General features: G+C 66.6%; 27 protein-coding genes and 1 pseudogene. 14 read left to right on the forward strand and 14 right to left on the reverse strand.

The window, feature by feature from the left end; all coding sequences use genetic code 11:
- Positions 1-43: 43 nt before the first annotated feature.
- Together G6N16_RS13495 and G6N16_RS13500 are read left to right on the forward strand one after the other, a co-directional pair.
- Positions 44-3916 carry a P-loop domain-containing protein gene (locus tag G6N16_RS13495; protein WP_133052968.1) on the forward strand — a complete coding sequence of 1291 codons (3873 nt, stop codon included), beginning with the start codon at positions 44-46 and terminating at the stop codon, positions 3914-3916.
- A gap of 328 nt (positions 3917-4244) precedes the next feature.
- Positions 4245-4796, forward strand: coding sequence for a YaeQ family protein (locus G6N16_RS13500; RefSeq protein ID WP_083032145.1), 552 nt, complete (start codon positions 4245-4247; stop codon positions 4794-4796).
- A 116-nt stretch (positions 4797-4912) separates the two neighbouring features.
- Here the strand turns inward: G6N16_RS13500 and G6N16_RS13505 are convergent, their stop codons facing one another.
- Both G6N16_RS13505 and G6N16_RS13510 read right to left on the reverse strand, forming a co-directional pair.
- Complete coding sequence (locus tag G6N16_RS13505) at positions 4913-5365, reverse strand: type II toxin-antitoxin system VapC family toxin (RefSeq protein ID WP_234805929.1); 453 nt, start codon at positions 5363-5365, stop codon at positions 4913-4915.
- Complete coding sequence (locus tag G6N16_RS13510) at positions 5362-5625, reverse strand: hypothetical protein (protein ID WP_133052969.1); 264 nt, start codon at positions 5623-5625, stop codon at positions 5362-5364. The genes G6N16_RS13505 and G6N16_RS13510 overlap by 4 nt, the downstream gene beginning before the upstream one ends.
- A gap of 136 nt (positions 5626-5761) precedes the next feature.
- Here G6N16_RS13510 and G6N16_RS13515 point away from each other — a divergent pair, with 136 nt between their 5' ends.
- Positions 5762-7447, forward strand: coding sequence for a GMC family oxidoreductase (locus G6N16_RS13515; protein ID WP_083032149.1), 1686 nt, complete (start codon positions 5762-5764; stop codon positions 7445-7447).
- 4 nt (positions 7448-7451) lie between these two features.
- Here G6N16_RS13515 and G6N16_RS13520 read toward each other — a convergent pair whose 3' ends face one another.
- On the reverse strand, positions 7452-7958 hold the full coding sequence (locus G6N16_RS13520) for an SRPBCC family protein (protein WP_083032150.1): 507 nt from the start codon (positions 7956-7958) through the stop codon (positions 7452-7454).
- Between the two features lie 85 nt (positions 7959-8043).
- Here G6N16_RS13520 and G6N16_RS13525 point away from each other — a divergent pair, with 85 nt between their 5' ends.
- Complete coding sequence (locus tag G6N16_RS13525; protein WP_083032152.1) at positions 8044-8274, forward strand: antitoxin; 231 nt, start codon at positions 8044-8046, stop codon at positions 8272-8274.
- Positions 8261-8608: a type II toxin-antitoxin system PemK/MazF family toxin gene (locus G6N16_RS13530; protein ID WP_083032173.1), complete on the forward strand. Its 348-nt coding sequence runs from the start codon at positions 8261-8263 to the stop codon at positions 8606-8608. Before G6N16_RS13525 ends, G6N16_RS13530 begins: the two co-directional genes overlap by 14 nt.
- 5 nt (positions 8609-8613) lie before the next feature.
- Here the strand turns inward: G6N16_RS13530 and G6N16_RS13535 are convergent, their stop codons facing one another.
- Both G6N16_RS13535 and G6N16_RS13540 read right to left on the reverse strand, forming a co-directional pair.
- Positions 8614-9042, reverse strand: coding sequence for a cellulose-binding domain-containing protein (locus G6N16_RS13535; protein WP_083032172.1), 429 nt, complete (start codon positions 9040-9042; stop codon positions 8614-8616).
- A gap of 140 nt (positions 9043-9182) precedes the next feature.
- Positions 9183-9815: an LGFP repeat-containing protein gene (locus G6N16_RS13540; protein ID WP_083032154.1), complete on the reverse strand. Its 633-nt coding sequence runs from the start codon at positions 9813-9815 to the stop codon at positions 9183-9185.
- 216 nt (positions 9816-10031) lie between these two features.
- Here G6N16_RS13540 and G6N16_RS13545 point away from each other — a divergent pair, with 216 nt between their 5' ends.
- Positions 10032-10961: an alpha/beta hydrolase gene (locus tag G6N16_RS13545; protein WP_083032155.1), complete on the forward strand. Its 930-nt coding sequence runs from the start codon at positions 10032-10034 to the stop codon at positions 10959-10961.
- Here G6N16_RS13545 and G6N16_RS13550 read toward each other — a convergent pair.
- Positions 10918-11748 (reverse strand): DUF6498-containing protein, encoded by an 831-nt coding sequence (locus G6N16_RS13550; protein WP_220096807.1) that lies wholly within the window; start codon positions 11746-11748, stop codon positions 10918-10920. The two genes, G6N16_RS13545 and G6N16_RS13550, sit on opposite strands and share 44 nt — an antisense overlap.
- 10 nt (positions 11749-11758) lie before the next feature.
- Positions 11759-11929, reverse strand: coding sequence for a hypothetical protein (locus G6N16_RS13555; protein WP_163787883.1), 171 nt, complete (start codon positions 11927-11929; stop codon positions 11759-11761).
- Between the two features lie 104 nt (positions 11930-12033).
- Between G6N16_RS13555 and G6N16_RS13560 the strand changes: the two genes are divergently transcribed.
- From G6N16_RS13560 to G6N16_RS13575, 4 genes are read left to right on the forward strand one after another with little or no spacing between them, the layout of a single operon-like run.
- A complete protein-coding gene (locus G6N16_RS13560) occupies positions 12034-12639 on the forward strand; it encodes a class I SAM-dependent methyltransferase (protein ID WP_083032157.1) in 606 nt (201 codons plus the stop codon).
- Positions 12640-12682: 43 nt separating this feature from the next.
- A complete protein-coding gene (locus tag G6N16_RS13565) occupies positions 12683-13312 on the forward strand; it encodes an FKBP-type peptidyl-prolyl cis-trans isomerase (RefSeq protein ID WP_407663648.1) in 630 nt (209 codons plus the stop codon).
- 20 nt (positions 13313-13332) lie between these two features.
- On the forward strand, positions 13333-13800 hold the full coding sequence (locus tag G6N16_RS13570; RefSeq protein ID WP_083032160.1) for a guanyl-specific ribonuclease: 468 nt from the start codon (positions 13333-13335) through the stop codon (positions 13798-13800).
- Between the two features lie 2 nt (positions 13801-13802).
- Entirely contained in the window at positions 13803-14108 is a 306-nt protein-coding gene (locus G6N16_RS13575; RefSeq protein WP_083032161.1) for a barstar family protein, read from the forward strand.
- Positions 14109-14120: 12 nt separating this feature from the next.
- Here the strand turns inward: G6N16_RS13575 and G6N16_RS13580 are convergent, their stop codons facing one another.
- The 3 genes and pseudogenes from G6N16_RS13580 to G6N16_RS13590 form a co-directional block, all read right to left on the reverse strand.
- Positions 14121-14360 (reverse strand): hypothetical protein, encoded by a 240-nt coding sequence (locus G6N16_RS13580; RefSeq protein ID WP_083032163.1) that lies wholly within the window; start codon positions 14358-14360, stop codon positions 14121-14123.
- Between the two features lie 217 nt (positions 14361-14577).
- Positions 14578-15081: pseudogene (locus tag G6N16_RS13585) on the reverse strand (hypothetical protein); the annotation flags it as partial.
- A gap of 39 nt (positions 15082-15120) precedes the next feature.
- Positions 15121-15528, reverse strand: a complete 408-nt coding sequence (locus G6N16_RS13590; RefSeq protein WP_083032164.1) for a hypothetical protein — start codon at positions 15526-15528, stop codon at positions 15121-15123.
- A gap of 80 nt (positions 15529-15608) precedes the next feature.
- Between G6N16_RS13590 and mgtE the strand changes: the two genes are divergently transcribed.
- Complete coding sequence (gene mgtE, locus G6N16_RS13595) at positions 15609-16991, forward strand: magnesium transporter (RefSeq protein ID WP_083032166.1); 1383 nt, start codon at positions 15609-15611, stop codon at positions 16989-16991.
- A gap of 35 nt (positions 16992-17026) precedes the next feature.
- Positions 17027-18577, forward strand: coding sequence for a class I adenylate-forming enzyme family protein (locus tag G6N16_RS13600; RefSeq protein ID WP_083032167.1), 1551 nt, complete (start codon positions 17027-17029; stop codon positions 18575-18577).
- A gap of 8 nt (positions 18578-18585) precedes the next feature.
- On the opposite strand, the gene G6N16_RS13605 is transcribed toward G6N16_RS13600, so the two are convergent.
- From G6N16_RS13605 to tpx, 3 genes are all read right to left on the reverse strand, one after another.
- Positions 18586-19365 carry a hypothetical protein gene (locus tag G6N16_RS13605; RefSeq protein WP_163787884.1) on the reverse strand — a complete coding sequence of 260 codons (780 nt, stop codon included), beginning with the start codon at positions 19363-19365 and terminating at the stop codon, positions 18586-18588.
- Positions 19366-19479: 114 nt separating this feature from the next.
- The gene (gene ripD / locus G6N16_RS13610) at positions 19480-20091 is read right to left on the reverse strand and encodes an NlpC/P60 family peptidoglycan-binding protein RipD (protein WP_083033780.1); all 612 of its coding nucleotides are present in this window, start codon (positions 20089-20091) and stop codon (positions 19480-19482) included.
- A gap of 285 nt (positions 20092-20376) precedes the next feature.
- Positions 20377-20868 (reverse strand): thiol peroxidase, encoded by a 492-nt coding sequence (gene tpx / locus G6N16_RS13615; RefSeq protein ID WP_083033782.1) that lies wholly within the window; start codon positions 20866-20868, stop codon positions 20377-20379.
- A 172-nt stretch (positions 20869-21040) separates the two neighbouring features.
- Between tpx and G6N16_RS13620 the strand changes: the two genes are divergently transcribed.
- Positions 21041-21676: a cutinase family protein gene (locus G6N16_RS13620; protein WP_083033784.1), complete on the forward strand. Its 636-nt coding sequence runs from the start codon at positions 21041-21043 to the stop codon at positions 21674-21676.
- 26 nt (positions 21677-21702) lie between these two features.
- Here the strand turns inward: G6N16_RS13620 and G6N16_RS13625 are convergent, their stop codons facing one another.
- Positions 21703-22638, reverse strand: coding sequence for an enolase C-terminal domain-like protein (locus tag G6N16_RS13625; RefSeq protein WP_110810986.1), 936 nt, complete (start codon positions 22636-22638; stop codon positions 21703-21705).
- Between the two features lie 193 nt (positions 22639-22831).
- Between G6N16_RS13625 and G6N16_RS13630 the strand changes: the two genes are divergently transcribed.
- Complete coding sequence (locus tag G6N16_RS13630) at positions 22832-23293, forward strand: Fur family transcriptional regulator (RefSeq protein WP_407663650.1); 462 nt, start codon at positions 22832-22834, stop codon at positions 23291-23293.
- Positions 23294-23329 lie beyond the last annotated feature (36 nt).

Genomic DNA, 23329 nt, shown 5'->3' on the forward strand with positions numbered 1-23329 from the left:
GCACTAGCTCGACACCCTTTTGTCGGCACAAAGAGGAGGCGACGTGATGTTGCGGGAGCCAGAGCTTCTCTTCCGCCGATTTGAAGAGGATGCAGAGACAAAGAGCGGAGCGCGTCACAAGTTTCAATTGCTCGTGACCGATCTGGTCAAGCTTGACCATCCCAATGCCTCTACGGTCGAGGGACCAGGCGGCAGAGACTGGGGCGTCGACACTTTTGTCGGTGATTTCAACGGAGCCCTGAGTGTGTGGCAGTCAAAGTTCGTGCTGAAGTGGAACACCCCAGATCCACAGGCTCAGGTCCGTTCGTCATTCAATCGCATTGTGGAAGACGCTGGTCAGCGCGGGTTTGTCATCGAGAGGTGGACGCTGTGCGTCCCATGCATCCTGTCCCCCGATCAACAAAAGTGGTTCGACGGGTGGGCAAAGCGAATGGGACAACGCCACGCGATCGACGTAGCGCTATGGAATGGCTCAGAAATCCGGCATCGGCTACTCCAACAGAACGCCAGGGACATCGCAGTCGCCTACTTCCCCGAACTTGTGGGGAGACAGCCGATCAACAGACGTTTCCCGCGCAGATCGGCATATATCGAACAAGTGCGCGATATGGAGGCGAAACAACTACAGAAACGTGACGTCGAGTTGGCCGAGCTTGAGGCCTTCTGTCGCGGTGATGAAACGTATGTGTGGTGGCGTGGCGCTCCATGGTCAGGAAAATCGGCTCTTATGGCCACGTTCGTCTTGCATCCGCCGCCTGGCATGGAGGTGGTTTCGTTCTTTATCACCCGGCGCCTCGAAGGTCAGGCCAGCGGTGCAGCCTTTACGAAGGCGATGTCGGAGCAGCTAGCGGACCTTGTCGGTGAGACAACTTCGCCGGTCATGGGTTGGGAGGAGGTTCATTTCCGACAACTACTGCGTGACGCCGCCGATGTCTGCGTGGCAGGAGATCGAAAGTTGGTCTTCGTCGTCGACGGTCTTGATGAGGCTCAGGGAAAAGGCATCGCAGCGCAGCTCCCCAAGCGGCCTCCGCCTGGAGTAAAGGTGATCGTCACTAGCCGTGAACATCCCAAGCTGCCACCTGACTATCTCGATGATGATCACCCACTTCTCCGGTGTCGCATACGGAACCTTGAGCCATCCGAAGAGGCGCTGGAAGTCCAACGCCGGGCTGAATGGGAACTCAGGGAAGGGATTCTCAAAGACGGATCGGAGTCGATCCGTCACCTGCTGGGTTTGGTAGTCACTGCAAGAGGCCTTACTGCGACCGATCTCCACGATCTCACCGGCCTAGAGCCCTACAAGGTCGAGGAGTTGGCGATCGGCCAATATGCGCGCACATTCGAGAACCGTTCTAATCCCGGCTACGCAGACGATCGAGTTATCTTGCTAGCACATGATGAACTTCAAACGCAGGCTGCGAACGCGCTCGGCGAGGCAAAACTGGCTGAGTACCGTCAAGAACTTCACGACTGGGCGGCTTGGTACCGAGAACTTGGCTGGCCGAAGAACACACCTATGTACCTGCTGCACGGCTATCCTCGGCTGCTGCTATCTCGTAAGGATTCGGAGAGGCTCGGCGCCCTCGCTGCCGACGAGAGCCGGCATCGTTGCCTTCGCATTGTCACCGGCGCCGATGCGGGCGCCATCTCCGAACTCCAGGCGGCACTCCGCCTCGCTCGTCAGCAACGCAGGCCCGACCTGCTTTTGATGGCGAGGCTCGCGTTGCACCTCGGACAATTATCTGATCGAAATGCTGACACTCCTTCCGATCTCCCTGCCGCGTGGGCGCGGATTGGTGCCCGAGGCCGTGCGATCGGACAAGCTCAGTCGATCGCAGACGACACCAGTCGGAATCAAGCTCAGAGACTTCTCGTTACGACCTTCCTTGAACTGGGCGAGCTGAAATGGGCCGCCATCGTAGTGGATTCGATGACCGACTTCATCATGAGCAGAGCGAGCCGCATCGAAGTCGCATCGGCAATTGCTGCGGTCGACCCAGCTCGCGCACTTGAGTTCGCTGATGAGGAAGAGCCGCGACGAGCCCGACTGCTCGCCCTAGCAGCTCGCGCACGAGCATCGGTAGGCGAGACCGACCACGCTCGCACGCTGGCCGAACAAGCCGAATCGGCCTGCCGCGCTTCGTTCGCTCAAGCTGACGGGGAAGAGGACTTCGGATACGTTGCGCAAGCGTGGATGGCCATAGACGAATCGCGGGCGCGGGAGTTTTCTGAGTGGGCTTATGAGCGAGCGCTAACGAAGGAGCGGTCGTTGCTTTACCGCACCAATTTACTTCGCGACGCGGCCGAGGCGTTGGCAGCAGCTGGTGAAGTTACTCGTGCCCTTCAAGCCGCGAACGATGCCTTTGCATGTCTCGAAGAGCTTTCCCATCCGGTGCGGCGACATGCAGCAATGCTGGAAGCCGGCGCGGCCTATGTCGCCGCCGGTGCATGGGACGACGCGGCTCAGCTAGCCCAAACTAATATCGATGCCGTAGGACAAGATGTCCTTGTCGGCGTCATGGCGGGATTGGCGGCGATCGACGCTGCGGATAGGGCTGTCTTGCTTGCATCGTCCATACGCTGGGACGGTGTACGTGCAAGGGAGCTTTCGTCCGCTGCAGTCATAGCCGGTGCCGGTGGCCACACAAACGCTGCCGGTTCGCTCGTCGCGGCTGCCGACAATGCGGTCCGTGGGGCTCTGTCGGAAGGCCTGGCAGAAGGTTTCGCTCACGACGGTCTCCCACTCCAAGCCGTTGTCAGCGGATGGCTAGCAGTGGCGGATGCCGAACGGGCAACCTCGCTCCTGATCGATGCTGAGGCGCAAGCCAAGCGATTCATAGCTCAGCGACCAAAGATTCTGGCGTCGGTTGCGCTGGGATGGACCGTGATGGGCGACATGGACCGTGCTCGCCAGCTACTGCTTGAGGCTGAGGACATCGGGCGCGCACGATCAGACATCACTTGGTGGGTGGCAGGTCTCGGCGCAATCGCGAAAGGATGCGCCGCCGTTGGCGCCTCAGCACGTGCTCTTAAGGCCGCCGAGGCGGCGGAGGAGTTGTCCGTCGTACTGCCGACTAACCGCAGTAGCTCGCGCCATCGAGCCACCGTCGACGTCGCGCGCGCTTTCGCCGCAGCGGGCAAGGCAAAGCGCGCGATAAAATTGGCGGAATCGATAAGCGACACATACCTTTCCGCCCTCGCGATCGCGGTGACCGCGGAGGAACTCGCAGCAACTGCGGACCAGGAAACGGTGCGACGCTTGGCTATCCGTGCTGAAACGATCTCGGCTGAATTTCCCCTGATACCGCGCATTCGGGTTTATGCCCAAGCCATGGCCGCGTTCGCGGCAATCGGCGATACCGATCGGTGTTCGGCCTTGGCGATGCAGGTCGACGTGCACCACGAGATCATCTCAGATCCGGGCTATTCGGAAATACTGCTGTGTCTCATCCGCGGCTGGGCATACCTGGGAAAGATTGACCTCGCGCTCGTCGCCATGCACAGCCTGAACAATGTCGACTTCGACTCAAGAACTTTGGCATTGGCAATAGTTGCAGAGGGCGCAGCTCGGGATCCGGAAGAGCAAAGGCGCCGCGTCAATCTCCTCAGGCAGGCCGAGATGCAACTCGAGCTGTTCCTCGATCAGCCCCTCGCCCGCAGTCGGGCCTGGGCTGCAGTAGCCGGCGCATATATAGCTGCGGGTCAGCGTCACGAAGCCGAGGAGGCTGTGGCCAGCGCGCTCGCGGAGGGAGACTGGTCGGCGACACCGGTCGGATTTGCGAACATAGCTCAACAAGCGTTCAGAGAGTTCGCCCAAGACGTGTTGGAAGCCGCGACAGGCGTACTAGGAAGATTACTACTGCGCAACATCGCCCATCGTCCTAAACCTGAAGTACACGCGACGAAGTTGGATTGAACCGGTAATCGGCAGGAGGGCTTTGATTTGTGGGCGATACAAACGCTATCTGCGGTTGCGCGCTCAGCCAACGGCTTATGTTCACCCGCTCGCGTATTTGCGTCATGACCAGCATTCATCGGCTCCCTGTCGCGCGTCCTGAATTGGCGGCGTTTTGATGGGGCACGGCGTTTTCGTCGCGGAGGCCGACGACGGATCTGATGCCATGAATATGCAGCAATCGAATATGCAGGGTTACCAGTAATGCGGATGCTGTGCCCCTATCGCTCTGGCACCACTCAAAGCGGCCCGGCTGCTCGGGAGGCGCCGCCCGGGTGGACACTAGGACGTGGCCCTTTCTGCAACAGTGTTCAAAGTCGAACTCAGCGTCTCCGATGTCGATCACGGTTACTACGCCGATCACGCGCTGACCGTGGCCCGGCACCCCAGTGAGACCGATGAGCGGATGGTGGCGCGGTTGTTGGCTTTTGGGCTTCGCGCCCACCGACTCGGCGACGTCGACGGTGAGTTGACGTTCGGCGCGGGCCTGTCCACCCCGGGTGTACCGGATTTGCAGCTCGCCGACTACACCGGCCGGATCCTCGAGTGGATCAACGTCGGGCAGCCCGACGAACGCGCATTGGGCAAGGCGGCCAGCCAGGCCGACCAGGTACTGCTCTTCCCCTTCGCGGCCGGCGTGGCCACCTGGTGGCGCACTGTCGGCCCCAAAGTGGCAGGACTACCCAACCTTTCGGTGGTGCGGATACCGCACGCATCCGTGCAGGAACTGGCCCGGACTGTTGAGCGACGAATCTCGGCGCAGGTGATGGTGATCGAGGGTCAGGTAACGATGACTGTGGGCGGAGTCGACGTCACCTTTGCGCCCGAGCCGCTGGAATGAACATCTGATCCCGAGGAACTCCTGCCGTTCCGTTGCAGCGTAAACGGTCAACCGAGCACCCCCGCATCCCACGGATTGATGAGTTCGATACCGGTGTCAACAAAGTGCCACGCCACTCACAACGACGGGTCGATCACCTCGTCGATATCGCGGCGTGATCCCGCGGGGTCAACATTCGGAACAGCCTTGTGTGCCAAGGAAACTCCGCGCTTCTGCGCAACGTCTGCGAGTGCTCGGTCAAAGGTGGCAAGCTGCGCTTGGTGGCGAATAGCGACATCAAGCACGCAACAGTCCGGCAGCTTCAATCCCGTACCGGCACGAAGCTCGGCGAGCCGCAACGGCTCGCCATCATCGTATGGAGCAACCACGACACCTGCCGCATCGAGATCGTCACGCATCGCCACTCCCCGACCAACTCGGACGCCGCCGACCAGAACCTCGGCCATTGTGATGGTGTGCACGACCATTCTGCCGGGTGTTCCCGCCAGCAAGATCTCAGTGGCCCTCGAGTGGTGCGCGTCCTTCGGGTTCAAGTGCGCGATGAGCACACTGGCGTCAATGACGATCACGTCGGCCAGTCCGCCCGCAATTCGTCCAGATAGTCCGCATCGAAAGCTTCTCCGTAGCGCCCCGCACTGGCCAGCACCGCTGACCTATGGTCCGCATTCTGCGTGCGGGCGTCCTCGTCAATCGCGTTGGCACCCGCTTCGACCAGATGAATGAGCAGTTTTGAGCGAGGCTCCCCGGGCCACCGCTTAGCGGCGCGATCCAGGGCTCGCGCCACTTGCTCGGTTTCCGTAACTTGATAGCGAGGACGCGCCGTCGGCATCGCCTCAGTGTACCACCATAGAAAATGGTGGTACACCTACTGTAACCGCCCCACCGTCACGTCGATCCGACGAACCTCATGACGCACCACATCCGGGTCGAGGTCCTTCTCGCGGCTGCCGGGTAATACTGAAGCAATGGGCCCCGCCGCTGAGTTCGACTACATCATCGTGGGTGCAGGCAGCGCGGGGTGCCTGCTGGCCAACCGGCTCAGCGCCAACCCGGATCACCGCGTGCTCCTGATCGAGGCCGGCGGCAAGGATGACTGGTTCTGGATCAAGATCCCGGTCGGCTACCTGTACACCATCGCCAATCCCCGCACCGACTGGTGTTTCACCACCGAACCCGACCCGGGACTGGCCGGCCGCAGCATTCTCTACGCGCGAGGACGGGTCATCGGCGGGTGCTCGTCGATCAACGCGATGATCCACATGCGCGGGCAGGCCAGCGACTACGAACTGTGGGCGAAGGCCACCGGTGACCAGCGGTGGCTCTGGGGCGGCCCGGACAGTCCCGGCGAGACACTGGAGATCTACAAGGAGCTGGAGGACTACTTCGGCGGCGTCGACGAGTGGCACGGCACCGGCGGCGAAATCCGCGTCGAGCGCCCACGTGTGCGTTGGAAGGTTCTGGACGCCTGGCAGGCCGCGGCCGCTCAGGAAGGCATCGCCCCGATCGAGGAATTCAATCGGGGTGACAACGCCGGCAGCGCGTATTTCCATGTGAACCAACGCCGCGGCCGTCGTTGGTCGATGGCCGATGCCTTCCTGCATCCGGTCACCCGTCGGCCCAATCTCACCGTCTACACCCAAACCCGGGCCGTGCGGCTTCTGATGGACGACCAGGTCCGCGACGATCAGCGCCGCGGCGCCTGGACGACGGCACAGCATCGCGCCACCGGCGTGCGGCTGCTCAAAGACGGCCACACCCTCGACGTCGCGGCCCGCCGGGAGGTGATCCTGAGCGCCGGGGCGATCGGCTCACCACACCTGATGCAACTCTCCGGCCTGGGCCCGGCCGGGCTGCTGACCGAGCACCAGGTGCCGGTGACCGTCGATCTGCCCGGAGTCGGCGAAAACCTGCAGGACCACCTGCAGATTCGCACGGTCTACCGGGTCCGCGGCGTCCCGACGGTCAACACGCTGTACCGGAACTGGATCACTCGCGCGGGCATGGGGCTTCAGTACGCGGCATTGCGATCGGGGCCGATGACGATGCCGCCGTCCACCCTTGGAGCTTTCGCCAAGAGCGACCCGGCGCTGGCCAGCCCCGATCTGGAGTGGCATGTGCAGCCGTTGTCGTTGCCGAAGTTCGGTGAACCTCTGCACCCGTTTGCGGCGATCACTCCCTCGGTCTGCAATCTGCGACCCAGCTCCCGCGGCCACGTGCGCATGTCGAGTGCCGATCCCCTGGCCAACCCGAGGATCTGCTGCAACTACCTGTCGACGGAGGCCGATCGCCGAACCGCGGTGATCGGCGTGCGGATGACCCGGCAGATCATGGCGGCGCCGGCCCTGACCCGCTACCACCCGCAGGAGCTGCTGCCCGGAACGCAATTGGTGAGCGACGACGATCTGCAGACGGCGGCCGGCGAACTCGGTACCACGATCTTTCACCCGGTGGGCACCTGCGCGATGGGATCCTTTGACGCACAAGGTCGTCCGCATTCGGCCGGTACGGTGCTCGACACCGACTGTCGGGTGTATCGCGTTGCCGGCCTGCGCGTGGTCGATGCCTCGGCCATGCCCGCGATCACCTCCGGCAACACCAACGCGCCGGTCATGCTGATCGCGGAGCGCGCCGCACGCGCGATCGTGGGATAGAGCGCTAGGCCGAATCCGACTCTGCGGCACAGATTTCGGCGATGGCACGCAGGTTCGCCCTCATCCCCTCGCGCCAGCCGGCAAGACGGCGATCGATGATCCGCGCTTCCTTCTCGGGCCTCTGGTCGATGACCTCGCTGAGGCCCGAACGACCCGGCCCCATTCGTCCCCACTGCCGCACCAGCGTTCCGCCCCGGTCCGGTTCAACCTCGAAACCCCAGGACGCCATGGGTTGACCGCCGTCTCCCTGCACGTCCCAGACCCAGCGTCGGCCTTCCTCTACCTCCACGACGAGGGACTCGGTGGTCCACTGTCCACGAGCTGGGTTGCTGTTGTGGCCGCGGAAGCGGTTCCCCACCGTCACCGTGTCGCCGTGAATCCACTCGACGGCGGTCAACTCGGTGGAGAACTTGGCGGGCAGGGTCACGTCGGTCACCAGCTCCCACACCCGCTGCGGATCGGCCGCAATGACCACGGACTCCTGAACCGTGGGCGAATCCCGGTATCTCATTGCATCCCTTCCAGGGCGGGGTATCGAGCCGTTATGGGGTCCAACGGTATCTTGACCTTGATGGCTACCGGGGTAGCATTAGGGTATGAAACTCAGTGTCAGCCTTTCCGACGACGATGTTTCGACGTTGGATGCCTATGTCGCGCGCATCGGCCTGCCGTCCAGGTCGGCGGGCGTACAAAGGGCGATCCAGATGCTGCGCCACCCGGACCTCGAAAAGGACTATGCCGAGGCGTGGGGCGAATGGGACGCCGGCGAGGACTCCGAATCCTGGGACAACGTCATCGGGGATGGACTCGCCGATGCTCCGCGGTGAGATCTGGCGGGTTGATCTCGATCCAGTCCGCGGCAGCGAAGCGAACAAACAGCGTCCCGCAATTATCGTCAGCAATGACCGGGCCAATGCCACCGCGACCCAGTTGGGCCGGGGCGTGGTGACCGTCGTGCCTGTGACCAGCAACACCGAGAAGGTGTATCCCTTCCAGTTTTTGATCTCACGCGGACCCAGCGGTCTCGACGTCGACTCCAAGGCCCAGGCTGAGCAAGTCAGATCGGTTGCGGTACAACGCCTGACCCGGCTGATCGGGCGCGTGTCCCCCGCAGAACTTCGCGGACTCGACGACGCCCTCAGACTTCACCTGTCGCTGTAAGCCACTTAGCTACAAAGGTATTGCCGGTTGAGCACGCAGTTCAACGGCGGTGTGTAGGTGCCGGACAGCACGCCTCGCATGCCACCCTTGGCGGTCCCGCCGGGCGGAATGATGCGATTCCAGTTCACCGGCGTGAGCACGTAGTGCGTGCCGCTTTGAGCGATGTTGCTGCTCCAGGTGTGCGACACCGATTGCCCCACCGGCATGTCGAATTCAATCGTCCAATCGGTCAGCGGCACCGTGCTGTAGTTGACGATGGTGAAGTGGCCGATGAACCCGGTCTGCCACGTCGACGAGACCGACAACGTCGCCACCGGCGCCGCCGCATGCGCTGCCGGAGCGAGCGGAAGCCCGACCGTCGCGAGGATCACTGCGGACACAACAAGGTGAAGCGCTGCCCGCCAGCGCATCACACGATTGCCCAGTCTCGCCACGGCATCCAACACTAGGGGCAAAGCAGTGCTACCGGCCCTCGCGCAGCGGCTAAGCTGCCGTACCTTTGCCCAACCGACACCGTCGCGAAATCTGGCGGCGCACTCCCCTGCCCGGCTGCGCGGACAAAATCATCCGCGGGTTACAGCCCGGACGGCACGACCTTGCCGTTGACGGTCACCTCGACCGCTTCGGTCGTCGTGTTGAAGGTGATCTTGCCGTGCTCGAACGTCGTCGTCCGCAGATCGCCCTCGGTGGTCTCATCACTGGTGGGCGCGCCCAGGGGGCCCACCGAGCCATTCTCACCGTTGACCGACGGCGTGCCGTCCGGGTCGCGCTGGACATTCCAGGCCTCCCGGATCTTGCCCCAGGTGATGAAGGCGGGGGTGCCCGGCTCGTCGTTCTTGGCGGTGATCACGCCACCCTCGAACTGCTGGAACAGCAGGCCGCTCTCCCGCGCCCCGGCGTTGTGGTCGCCGGTCAGCGGCTTACCGAGGGCTTCCTTCTCCTGCTCGGTCGCGGCCGAGTATTTGGCCGCGATCGGGCCGGTCAGGGTCACCTCGACGTCCCGCTCCCCGGTGAGCTTCACCTCGGTGGGTACCGGGTTCTCCGAGGCCGTCACAGACTGCGTTGCAGCCTCGACGCTGGAGCTGGCCGACGTCGACGCATCGTGTTCGTGGTCGTGGCTTTCGCTCTTGCTGCAGCCTGTCGCGATCAATGCGACGGCGGCCAGGCCGGCGGCGGCTGCCGTGCAACGGTGTGCGGTCGTCCTCATGAGCGTCCTCTCGGGTTGTCCGGTGGGGAGTTCGAGTTGCGACTGAACCAGTCCCGCTCGGCCGGACTATATCGGAATCCCCGTTGCGGCAACCGGCGTTCGCGGCGGTCGTTACCGTCGGCCGGCCCTGCTGATGGCATCCGAAGGTGGACCGGCCTTTAGCGGGTACAGGTTGTCCCCTTGTTGACGGTCGGAGCGGCTGCCAACCTGGAACGTATGAAACAAAGTGTCACCTTCTGCAGCCAAGGACTCAACGTCGCCGGAGTGCTCTTCACCCCGAAGACCGGTGAGCCCCACCCGGCGATCGTCATCGGGCACCCGGTGACCAGCGTCAAAGAGCAGTCGCCCTCCATCTACGCACGCAGCCTCGTGGAGAAGGGGTTCGTGGTGCTGGTCTTCGACGCCACCTACCAGGGGGAAAGCGAAGGCGAGCCCCGCCTTCTGGAGGACCCGATCGCCCGCAGCGAGAACATCAAAGACGCGGTCTCGTTCCTGACCACCCGCGACGACGTCGACCCCGAGCGGATCGGCGCGCTGGGCATCTGCGGCTCGGGTGCCTATGTCCCGTTCGCCGCGCAGACGGATCGGCGGATCAAGGCGGTGGCGACCATCAGCGCCGTCAACTTCGGTGACATGCTGCGCGAGGGCGCGGACCTCGGGGGTCAGGACCCGGCGATCCTGGCCGGTCAGGTCGCGCTGTCCAACCAGGCGCGTACCGACGCAGCGAACGGGAGGACCGTCGAGCCGCTCCCCCTGCTCCCGATGTCCGAAGAGGAGGCCGAGCAGACTCCCGGACGCAGCATGATGCGCGAGGCCTACGACTTCTACCGGACACCGCGCTGCATGCATCCCAACGCTCCCAGCAAGATCGCGGTGCAGAGCTTTGACCTGCTCGCGCAGTGGGACGGCTGGGAGTTCATCACCGACATCTCGCCGCGCCCATTGCTGATGATCGCGGGTACCGCGGCCGAGACTGGGGTGCATTCCGAGCGAGCCATCGAACGGGCAGCCGAGCCCAAGGAACTGTTCTGGGTGGAAGGCGCCAGCCACGTCGACCTGTACGGGGACCGGGAGCAGTTCCGTCCGATCGTGGTCGACAAACTCACCGAGTTCTTCGATCAGTATCTCGGCGCTCCGGCGCGCTGATCCTGCGCGGCTGCTCGCCGGCGATCGCCCACGGTTCTTCGTTTCGTTCCCGGCGATCCTGTTCTCGGCCCTGGTCGGCCGCCCAGGCGTCTTCGAATCGAATACCCGGTCCTGCGCCGGGCAATCGGTTCATCAATCGGGCCAGACGGCGGGGCGGTGCAGTCGGTTCCCATTGCGGAAACGCGCCACCGAGTGCCGCAAGGGTTTTGAGAATGACGAAGACGCCGAAGATCGCGTCCGGGATATCGGTGAGCGCGATCGCGGCGAGCCCGAGAATGAGAGTCAGGTGCACGACGGCCATCCGACTCAGACCGCGTTGGGCACTCAGCTCGACCTGCCGGAACGACCAGCGGCGCAACGTCGGCAGTTCCACCAGGAAGTCGATCGCCAGCAATGCCGCGATGGACAGGCAGCCGATTCCCACGTCGCGCCAATCGACCTCGGCGATGTCAGGATGCCCGCTGCGGGCCAGCACCAGTAGCGCCGCGACCAGGAACACCCCGTGACCGATGCTGAACGCCACGGCTCGGGTCAGGAAACCAGTGGCGAACGAACCGGTCTGCGCGCCCGCGGGGCTCTCCGGCGGGACGTACCGAAAGTGGCCGTACCGCGGTGCCCTTCGCTGGTGCAGGCGAATACGCGCCCAGGCGAACAGGCAGATCAGCATCGTCTCCACCCAGTAAACGACGAGGGTGGATGCGCCCGACCAGTCGCCGAAGAACCAGCCGGACAACGGCACCAACGCCGCCGCGAACAGGACCAGCGACGGTAGGAGGCGGGCCCTCATCGGCGCGGCCTCACTCCTCGGGTGTGACGGCCTCCGACTGGGGTGCGGCGGGCTTCTTGCGCTCGTCGAGCTTGTACTTCACCAGGGCGACGAGTGCCTTCGGATTTCGGGCCAGTGCGACGGCCCCCTGGACGCCGAATTTGACCTTCTGCCCGAACGTCAGTTCCTGGCCTGATTCCATGATCTGTCTCCCTCGGAATGTGAGTTCCCGGAACTTTACATCCGGGCAGCCAACTGTTGCGCACCCGACCTCGGCCGGCGGAAACGGCCTGGGACAATCACGGCATGGTCGAGAAGAGCCTGTGGATGCAAAAGGTCGCCGAGGATCCCACCCATTCCCAGTGGTACATCGAACGGTTCCGATCCATGGCGCGCGACGGTATGGACCTCGACGGCGAGGCCCGGATGATCGACGCGATGGCCCCCCGTAATGCGCACATCCTGGACGCGGGGTGCGGGCCCGGCCGGGTCGGCGGCCATCTGGCGCGAGCCGGTCACCGGGTGGTCGGGGTGGACGTCGATCCCGAACTCATCGAGGCGGCCGGTGCCGATCATCCGGGCCCGCAGTGGCTGGTCGCCGACCTCGCCGAACTCGACCTGCCGGCCCGCGGCGTCGACGAACCGTTCGACCTGATCGTCTCGGCCGGCAATGTGATGGCGTTTCTGGCTCCGAGCACCCGGGCCACGGTGCTCGCCCGGCTGCAAGCGCACCTGAAGCCGGACGGCCGCGCCGTGATCGGCTTCGGCGCGGGCCGCGACTACTCGTTTACCGAGTTCTTCGACCATGCCGCAAACAGCGGACTGGTGCCCGACCTGCTGTTGTCGACCTGGGACCTGCGCCCCTTCACCGAGGACTCGGATTTCCTCGTCGCTGTCCTGCGCCCGGCGTAGTCGATCGCCACGCCCGGCGGCCCCCGTCGGTGGACGCGGTAGCGTGAGGGACGTGAATCTCTCCTCCCGTGCCGTCGGCGTCGCGCTCGCGGCCTGCTCCGCAGCCCTCGCGGTGACCCTGACCGGCTGCAGCCACGACTCCGACCGCGCCGCCCCGGCCACCTCCTCGCTCTCGGTGAACCCGGTGAGCACCGAAGAGGCCACCCCCGCGACCGGGTGCCCGATGACTGCCCCGACCGGTACCGGGACGCCGGAGTGGACGTTCGCCGGGGCCACCGGAAAGGTGGCGGTCACCGGATCGACCGATACCACCTCGCCGCTGGTCGAGATCACCACGCCCTTCTCGGTCAACGAGACCCAGGTGCACACGCTGCGCGCCGGTGACGGCCCGGTCGTTCCCAACAACGCGACCGTTTCGGTCTGCTACGTCGGGGTCAACGGGCGCGACGGCAAGGTGTTCGACAGCGCCTACGAGCGCGGCGAGCCCGCCGAGTTCCCGCTCGCCGGTGTCGTGCCCGGGTTCCAGAAGGCGATTGCCGCCCAGCACGTCGGGTCCACCGTCGCGGTGGCGATGACCTCGGCCGACGGCTACCCCAACGGCCAGCCGCAGGCCGGCATCAAGCCCGGTGACACCCTGGTGTTCGCCATCAAGATCCTCGCCATCACCGGCTGACCCGCACCTAGGCACCGCCGATGAATCGGGGCCGCGCCGTCGTCGTCGCGCTGTGCGCGTTGGCGGTGCTCGGCGTTGTCGCGCTGCTGTGGTGGCCGGGCCGCGAGTCGGTACCGCCATCCCACCCGGCACCGAGCTCCGCGACGACGGCAACCCACGGGTCGACCGCCGCGCGCGGTGCGCTGCCGGACTGCGCCCTGTCCGAGCTGCCGCGGGAGGCCACCGACACCGTCGAGGTGATTCACCGCGGCGGGCCGTTCCGTTATCCCCGCAACGACGGGGTGGTCTTCGGCAACTACGAGCACCGGCTGCCGAACCGGGGCAAGGGCTACTACCACGAGTACACGGTGGTCACCCCGGGCGCCAAGAACCGGTCCACCCGGCGGGTGGTGACCGGGGGCACCCCGGTCACCGATCCGCCCGAGTACTACTACACCGGTGATCACTACAACTCGTTCTGCCTGATCACCGACGCGAAGGGGCGATGAGGATGCCGATCCGAAACTCCCCCGTCGCGTTCCGGCTGGACGGCCGAAAAATCAAGTCGCGCAACGATTTCTATGCTGAGATCGGGAGGGCGGTGAACGGCGCGGGCGGCTACTTCGGGAGCAATCTCGATGCGCTCGCCGACTGCCTGCGCGGCGGCTTCGGCACGCCTGAGGACCGCCCGTTCCGATTCGTCTGGGCCCACAGCGCGGCGTCGCGCCGCGCGCTGACCGAGGCCGGTCAGCCCGGGTTCGTGGACTCCGTGCGCCAAGTCTTCGACGACACCGGCGTCGATCTCAAACTGCGCTGACGCGGTGCGGGATCACCCGCCGAAAATCGGTCGGCAGACGGTCCCGAACGGATCCCAGTAGTTGCCGGCACCGCAATCGGGCGGGCTGTTGAAGTTGCTCCAGGCGCGACACACGCCCACGTTGGGATCCCACCAGCCGTCGCCGCAGTCCGGGACGGCGTTGCTCACCGCGGGGTTGAGGCCGACGGCCACCGCCGCCGGCGCCATCGCGATGGCCGTCGCGGCCGCCAGGCGAAGAACCGTTTTCTTCATCAGCGCATCTCCATACAGTGAGTCTGATCGCCCATCGAATCCCAGGCTACGGCCCGAGCCATCACTGCGCGGCGGGGGTATCCGGTGCGGCAGTCCCCGATGCGGGGGCAGTTCCCGTCGTGCTCGCCGCGGGCTCCCCGGGTTGGATCGCGGGTGGTTCCGGCTTCCCCTCGGCTCCGCGGCCACTCGCTTCGCTCGCGTCCACTCCGCCGAGCTTCGCCGAACCACCCGGTTGGCGGTACTCATATCCCGGCGGCGGCGGGCCGTCGAGCGAGTAGTAACCGGGGGGCAGCGCCGGTCCCCCGGTCGTGGATGCGGTCGACGCGGTCTCGGAACCGGGTGCGTTGATCGACACGTAGCCGGGCGGCAGGGCTGGGGCGGGCCCGGCCCCGGCCGGCGGGGCGGCCGCGCCGACGGTGGCCTCGGATTGGTTCATCCCGTATGGGTCGTGGGCCTGGTGCCACAGATCCCGCAGCGTGCCCAGCGGGCCGGAACCGTACTGACCCGACCCGTACACCGGGTTGGCGATCTCGGGCACCTTCTGCGGTACGACGGCCGCCGCCGGAGCGGGGTCGGCGTCGGTGGCCGCCGGGGCCGGATCACCCGGCGGGGTCATGGCGTCGCCCGGATCGGCGCCGGCGAGCGCGGCCAGACCCAGCCATGCTCCGGTCAGCACCGCGACCGCCGGATAGGCGGTCAGGAGGCACCGTCGAACCGTCATCGCGCGGGAGGCCATGGGATCAGGCTAGCGTCCCGCCTGCTACAGGGTCGCCTGGACCGGTCCGAGCAGCTGGCACTCCGGGGACGCCTCGGCGAACCCGACGTAGGCGCCGCAACCGCGGCCGGTGCCGACGTACACCGCTCCGGGCCGCAGCGGCACCAGCACCCGGGCCGTCGCCGCACCGTCGGCCGGCACGCAGGTCGTCGGCGACCCGGCACCCAGCTCCTGCAGACAGGCGATCGACCGCCGGGACTCCGCCGGCCAGCCACACGACACCGGTTCCACCGACACGCTGACCTGCGCCGCCCCGTCGACCTGCACCACCTCCGGGCCGGAAATGGCGTAATCGCACGGCGCATTCAGCCCGGCATGCGCGACCGCCGCGCCCGGCACACCGACCAGCCCCAAAACGAGCGTTGCCGCCCACGTGATCACCCATCGCCGCATCCTCGGATGCTAACTCTGCGCGGGCGCGCGCACGGCCTTATGCTCGTCGCGTCGTAAGGGGCCTACCTCCAGAAGGACGCATGGATCCGATAATCAAGCTTGTCCTGGTACCCGACCTGTCGACCGTCGTCGGCACCGCAGACCCAGAGCGGGTGACGTACTGGCTGCGGGAGGTGGCGCTGCCCGGCGACCGGTCCCGCGCACTGGCGCGACTGTCCGCCGACGAGCTCACCGCGCTGGCCCGGTTCGCCGCCACCGACGACGCGGTGGAGCTGCTGGACTCCGTCGACGACGAACTCGCCGCACGCTTCCTGCGCGCCGCCGAGGCCGACGATGCCGTGCGTCTCCTCGACGCCCTCGACAGCGACCGGGTCGCCGATATTCTGCGCGAACTGAAAGGCGCTCCCCGCCAGCGCATCCTGGATCTGTTGCCCGCGCAGCGCGCCGACCGGATCCGCGGGCTGCTGAGCTGGCCGCAGGACAGCGCCGCCGCGCACATGGTGCCGGAGATGTTGACCGTCTCCCCCGGTGTCACCGTCGCCGAAGCCATCGCCATGGTGCGCGCCGAGGCCAATGCGCTGCGGACCGACGCCCGTACCGGGGCTTACGTCTTCATCGTCGACGACGACGCCCGGCTGGGCGGCGTCGTCGGGTTCCGCGATCTGGTGCTGGCCGAACCCGAGACACCGGTCGACGCGTTGGCGGACACCGATGTGCGTACGGTGAACGCTCTCGACGACGCCGAGGATGCCGCCCGCGCGCTGGACGCCTATGACCTGGTGGCGGTGCCGGTCATCGACGAGCACGGTCGGCTGCTGGGCATCGTCACCGAGGACGACGCCGCCGACATCGCCGAGGAGGAGGCCACCGAGGATGCCGAACGCCAGGGTGGTTCGTCGCCGCTGGACGTGCCCTACCTGCGGGCGTCGCCGCTTCTGTTGTGGCGCAAGCGAATCGTCTGGCTGCTGCTGCTGTTCGTCGCCGAGGCCTACACCGGCACCGTGCTGCGGGCGTTCGAGGATGAGATGGAGGCCGTCGTCGCACTGGCGTTCTTCATCCCCCTGCTGATCGGCACCGGCGGCAACACCGGCACCCAGATCACCACCACCCTGGTGCGTGCGATGGCCACCGGTCAGGTGCGGTTGCGCGACGTGCCGGCGGTGCTGGTCAAGGAGCTCTCGACCGGGTCGATGGTGGCGCTGACCATGGCGCTGGCCGCCGTCATCCGGGCCTGGACGCTCGGTGTGGGCCCGGAGATCACCCTGACGGTCGCGCTGACGGTGGCGGCGATCGTGATGTGGTCGTCGTTGATCTCCTCGATCCTGCCGCCGCTGCTGAAGAAGATCCGTATCGATCCCGCTTTGGTGTCCGCGCCGTTGATCGCGACCATCGTCGACGGCACCGGGCTGATCATCTATTTCCTGATCGCCCACGCCACGTTGTCTCAGCTGCAGGGCCTGTGACGACGGCCCGGACGGTGTTCGGCAGTATCGGGTAGGTGAGCACACCGCTGACCATCCCGGCCCTGCTGCACCGCAGCGCCGCCCAGTTCGGCTCGGCGAGCTATGTCGTCACGCCCAGCCACCAGTTGACCTACGCCGAGGCCGAGCGGATTTCCGCCGAGGCGGCCCGGCGCCTGCTGGCGATCGGGGTCGGCAAGGGCACCCGGGTCGGACTGTTCTTCCCCAACGGCACCGACTGGATCGTGTGGTGGCTGGCGGCCTCGCGGATCGGCGCCGTCGTGGTGCCGCTGAGCACCATGTACCGACCGGCCGAACTGGCGAAGGTGCTGCGCCTGGCTGATGTTGCGGTCCTGGTCGCGCCACCCCGGGTGCTCGACTTCGACGTCGCCGAGCGGCTGGAGTCCGCGCTGCCGGAACTGGCCGGTCAGTCCGGGGGCCGGCTGCACCTGGTCGCCGCACCGTATCTGCGCAGCATCCTGCTGACCGGGCCGACGGACCGGGCGTGGATGGGCACCCCGGACGATGCGGGCACGGTGCCCGTCGAGGTGCTGGCCGCCGTCGAGGCCGAGGTGACGGCGGCCGACCTGGCCATCATGGTGCACACCTCCGGGTCGACGGCCGATCCCAAGGGCGTCCTGCACACCCACGGCGCCCTGGTGCGGCAGACCTCAACCTGGCCGGCCGCCGCCCGGTTCGTCACCGGGTCCGGCACCGAGGCCCGGGTGCTGTGCGCAATGCCGTTCTTCTGGATCGGCGGCGTGCTGGCCGCCACCGGGGCCCTGCACGCGTCCACCACGGTGCTCACGCTGCCCCGGTTGGACCCCGGGGCCGCGCTGGAGCTCATCGAATCCGAGCGGGCGACCGGATTGATCGGCTGGCCGGCGTTCACCCAGAAGCTGCGTGAGCACCCGTCGTTCGCCTCCCGCGACCTGTCGGCGGCGCCGCTGCTGCGTAACGGGCCGCTGGACATCGCGATGGTCGATGTGCCCGACGGATTTCCGGTGCACCGCACCATGTCCGAGACCGCCGGTGGTTTCGTGCACACCGACATCGCGGTGGTCGACGAGCACGGTCAAGCGGTTCCCAACGGAACCGTCGGCGAACTGCTGGTCCGCGGAATCGGGGTGATGGCCGGCTACAACAAACGCGAACGGCACGACACCTTCGACGCCGACGGCTGGTATCACACCGGCGACCGGGTGTACCGGCGCAGCGGTGACCCGCGGCTGTTCTACGTCGGCCGGGACACCGACCTGATCAAATCGGCCGGCGCCAACGTCTCCCCGCTCGAGGTCGAGGCGGTGCTTCAGTCCTGCACCGGGGTCGCGTCGGCCTTCGCGATCGGGCTCGACGATCCCGAGCGTGGTGAGGTGGTGTGCGCGGTCGTGGTGCCCGCCGGCGAAGACCTGGAACTGGCCGCGCTGGCCGAGCACGCCCGCACGCAGCTGTCGTCATACAAGGTGCCGACGGTCTGGGCGCTGGCCACCTCGGAGCAGATCCCGGTGCTGGCCAGCGGCAAGCTCGACCGGAAAGGGTTGCGGAATCTGGTCGTCGACGGCACCTTGGCGCCGCTGCAGGCCCGCTGACCACCGGCTCAGTGCGCGGCGCGCACCTTGTAGGTCATCGGCCAGGACTTGCGGGACTCGTCGCCGGTCAGCGGGATACCCATCGACCCGAGCTTGATGTCGTAGGCCTCCTGGCCGTCGCGCACCTCACGTCCGGCACGCTCCCGGGCCAGGAAGTAGAGCTCGTCGATGGCAGCCTCGCTGTAGGCGACGAAGGTGGTCTTGCGCTCCTCGTCGTCGAGTCCGACGAGCATCCGCTCCGGTAGCTCCTTGGCGACCATCGCCCCGCCCGCCAGCAGCAGCACCGGGATGACCCAGTAGCAGACGAACGAGAGCGGCTTATCAGAGTCAACGATTGAGGCCTGGCCGGAAACGACCGGAGGGATCAGAGCCGACACCGTCATCGCCGCAAACACCCCGACCCAGACCCAGGTGATCCGGGTGGCGACCCGGGCGAACAGATCGCTGTCGGTGATCTCCGGCGGCAGCCCGGGCTCGACGAACTCCCGGACGAAGGGCCGGCCGGTCAGCGCACCGATCAGGGCGACCAGCAGCAGGCCCGCGATGCTCAGCGGCAGCAGCCAACGCTGCCGCACGTCGTCGCCCAGCACCGAAGTCAGCACCGTCAGCACCGTGAAGGTCAGCGTCGCGCCGATCTGCAGCGTGTGCCCGGAGCCGCCGCGCCGCCAGTCGATGACCAGGGCGACGACGGCAACCGCGAGCGCGCACAGCACCGACGTGGAGAACGGGACATTCCCGACGAGCACCCAATACACCAGCCAGGGAGCGAAGCCGAACAGACTAGTCATGCCTGGAGTCTATGAAGGACCGAATCAGGCGGTTCGGCGAGGCTCGGCAGAGTGGACGCGAGCGAAGCGAGTGGCCGCGGAGCCGAGGGGAAGCCGGGACCGCCTGCGACCGGATCAGGCGATGATGCGGACCAGATACGGCGTCATATTGGCGGTACGCACCGGAGACAGCGCGACTCCCTGTTCGGTGGTCTCCACCATCTGGCCGTTGCCGGTGAACAGCGCCACGCTCTGGGTGCCGTCGGGGCCGTAGAACAGCAGGTCACCCGGCAGCGCCTGCTGCGGTAGCACCTTCTGGCCGACCTTGTACTGCTCCCCGGAAGACCGCGGCATCTTGATACCGGCTCCGGCGAACGCATAGACGATCAGGCCCGAGGCGTCGAATCCGACGACGTCGGACGTCGGTGCGGTCTGGGTCAGACTGCCCAGCAGCGACGGCGTGGTGGTGACGGCACCGAGCGCCTGTCCGGGACTGGACTGGCCGGGGCCGTTCTGCGGTGGCTGGACGGTCGGTGCCGTCGCGAGCCCCTGGGAGACACCCTTGGTCGGACCGTTGATGTCGCCGCCGCCGTAGGTATATGGCACGCCGCGCTGAGACAGGGCGCGCTGGATCACCGTGTTGACGGCCTGTTGGTTGATCGGCGAGCGAGCGGTGTCCGCTGATGCCGCACCGGGGACCACCAGCAACAGTGCTGCCGCAATAGTCAGGGCAAATGCGCGCTTCATTTGAATCGACCTTCTCTCCACACCGCGCATGTCGGTTATCAGTAGCCACAACAGCCACTTCATTCACTTTTACAACACGCAGCGCGGACTGGCGAATCGATGAGGGTGCATCGGCCGGGAGATTCTTCGACTGTGACGCAACGGTGACGGTGTCGTGATTCCCAGGCGGTGCGCAGGCCCGTCGGGCCTCGGCGCACGACGCCCCGCGGCCGGCGGCCAGGCGGGGTGAATCGGGTTCAGCCCACCCGGCCGCGGCCGGTGACACCGATCAGTGATCCGAAAGGATCAGATCGCGGCGAGTGCGGCGTCGTAATCGGGTTCCTGGGCGATCTCGGGAACCAGCTCGGTGTAGACGACGTTTCCGTCGGCACCGATGACGACGACAGCACGCCCCAGCAGGCCGGCCAGCGGGCCGTCGGTCATGGTGAGGCCGTAGTCCGAGCCGAAGTCGGAGCGGAAGGTCGAACCGGTGCTGACGTTCTCGATGCCCTCGGCGCCGCAGAACCGGCCCTGCGCGAACGGCAGATCCGCCGATACGCACAGCACGGTGACTCCGTCGGAGCCGACCCGCTGGTTGAAGGTGCGCACGCTGGTGGCACACACGCCGGTGTCGATGGACGGGAAGATGTTCAGCACCACCGGTTTCCCGGCGAACGATGCGGAGGTCACCTCACCGAGATCGCTGCCGACGAGCGTGAACGCCGGTGCGCTGCTGCCGACCGCGGGCAGCTCACCGACCGTGTGGATGGGATTTCCTTTGAATGTGATCTGTGCCATGCATCCCAGTGTGCCAAGGACGATTCTGGTGTCGATGGCCGGGTTGAAGATCCCGCGACCGAGGGGTCCGCGGACTACCATGGGATTCGGGCCGAGGGTCGGGATGACGCGAGGCGGTGGATACATGCGACCCAGCACACTAGTTCGACACGCAGTGCGCGGCGCCGCAGCCATGGCGTTGGCGGCGGCCGGACTGGTGCCGGTGGGGATGAATGTCGCAGTGGCCGATGGCTGCCCGCACGCGGAGGTGATTTTCGCCCGCGGCACCGGCGAACCTCCGGGTCCCGGTCAGGCCGGGCAGAGCTTCTACGACGCACTGGTGGCCCGCGGGGGCGAGAAGACCGTCGACCTCTATTCCGTCGACTACCCGGCCAGCATGGACTTCCCCACCGCCTCCCGCGGGATCGTCGACGCGCGAAACCGGGTGGAGGACATGGCAGCCCGATGCCCGGATACCAAACTCGTACTGGGCGGATACTCGCAGGGCGCGGCGGTGATCGGCTACCTGACCGCCGACCACATCCCGCCCGGAGTCGATCTGCCCCCGGACATCACCGGACCGATGCCGGCCGCCATTGCCGATCATGTTGCGGCCGTGGTGCTTTTCGGTGAGCCGTCATCCGGGTTTCTTCAGATGATCAGTGCCCCGCCGATCATCATCGGTCCGCTGTATCGACCCAAGACCATCAACCTGTGCGCCGACGGCGACTTCGTCTGCGGTGACGGCAGTTCCGGTGCAGCGCACGAGAGCTACCCGTTCAACGGGTTGACCGACCGTGCCGCGGATTTCGCCGCCGCGCGGATCTGAACGGGCGAATCCTGCGCCGGCGCAGACTAGTCCGGCCCGCCGCGGGCGACCCGCACCAGCAGCTCGTGCCAACGCGCGGGATCGCTGACCGCGAACCGGTCCAGCTGCCGGGGATCGGGTGCCGGCGGCATCGGGGCGACGGGAAGGTGGCCGTCGACCGGCGCCAGCATGCGCACCCGTTCGACGAGGTCACCCGCCAGACGCCCCAGGTCACCCAGCCCGCAGTCGAAGGGCAGTTCGGCAAGAGCACCGGCCAGCGCCAGGCCCGCGGCGATGCCCAGGCTGCTCTCTCCCGGCGAATTCACCACCGCGGGAAGTCCGGTCAGCTCCGCCAGCCGCAGGGCACGCCGGACGCCGCCCAGCGCCGCGACGGAGAGCACCGCGATGTCGGCGTAGTCGGCCAGCCGCCTGGGGTCCGCGTCGGGCGCGGGGGCGGCCACCGGCACACCGGCCTGCCCGCGCAGTCGGGCGATGGCCTCGGGGTGACCGTCGGTAACCTCCACGAACTGCACCCCGCCCGCGTCGTCGATCAGCGCCGCCAGTCCCGCCGCGGTGTCCCATCCGGGTTCCAGTACCGGCCGGAGGCAACCGGCGTCGCCGAGAGCGCTGCGCGCGGCCCGTAGCCGAGCGCGGTCCTGCCCGTCGGTATGCGGCCGGGCTCCGATCGGCACCCGCAGGGTGCGAACCCCGGTGGCCGCGACGATCTCGCCGGCGACGGCCGGGTCGGCGGTGCCGACGGTGGCCGCGACCGGGATGCGTCCGCGGACCGGGTCGGGCCAGCCCACCGTGCCCGCCTCGGTGGCCGCGACGAACGCGCGGGACGCTTCGGCTTCACACCGCGGGCTGAACTCTCCCCACCCCTGCGGCCCCTCGATCAGCATGCCTTCGACCCCGGCGGTGCCCGGTACGCGGCCGGGCACCGCGAAAGCACGCGCGCCGCTCACATCGATCAGTGCCCTCACCGTCGCAGACACTAACCCCCGGCACACACCGTCCGGTCGATTCCCGATACGAATGCGCCGTTTCCTCTCTACGGTTCTTGTCATGGCGGCGGTGTGCGCAACACGGGTGCGCCACACCCCCCGAAGCCAACTCTTGACTCAATCCAAAAAAGCGCGTATTTGTGGGGTGGTGAGGCATTCCTCGGGATCGCCGGTGGGGCCGCAGTCGTCCAGCGAGCAGATCGCGGACTACGGTGATCAGCTGCGCAGCGCCGCGCTGCGGGTGACCCGGCCGCGCGTCGCCGTACTCCAGGCCGTCCACGCCAATCCCCATGCCGACACCGAGACCATCCTCACCGCCGTGCGCGACCTGGTCCCCGACGTGTCCCGCCAGGCGGTCTACGACGTGCTCAACGCGCTGACGGCCGTCGGGCTGCTGCGCCGCATCCAGCCGTCGGGATCGCTGGCGCGCTACGAAGCCCGGATCGGCGACAACCACCACCACGTTGTGTGCCGCCGTTGCGGTGCGATCGCCGACGTCGACTGTGCCGTCGGCGAGGTTCCCTGCCTCACCGCCGCCGATGACCTCGGCTACGCCATCGATGAAGCCGAGGTCATCTACTGGGGCTACTGCCCCACCTGCAGAACCAGCCAGATTTCGGGATCACACACGTGATCACAGCCCGATCCACCACTCCCGAAAGGAAATATC

The sequence above is a fragment of the Mycolicibacterium insubricum genome (assembly GCF_010731615.1).
GTDB classification, from domain to species: domain Bacteria; phylum Actinomycetota; class Actinomycetes; order Mycobacteriales; family Mycobacteriaceae; genus Mycobacterium; species Mycobacterium insubricum.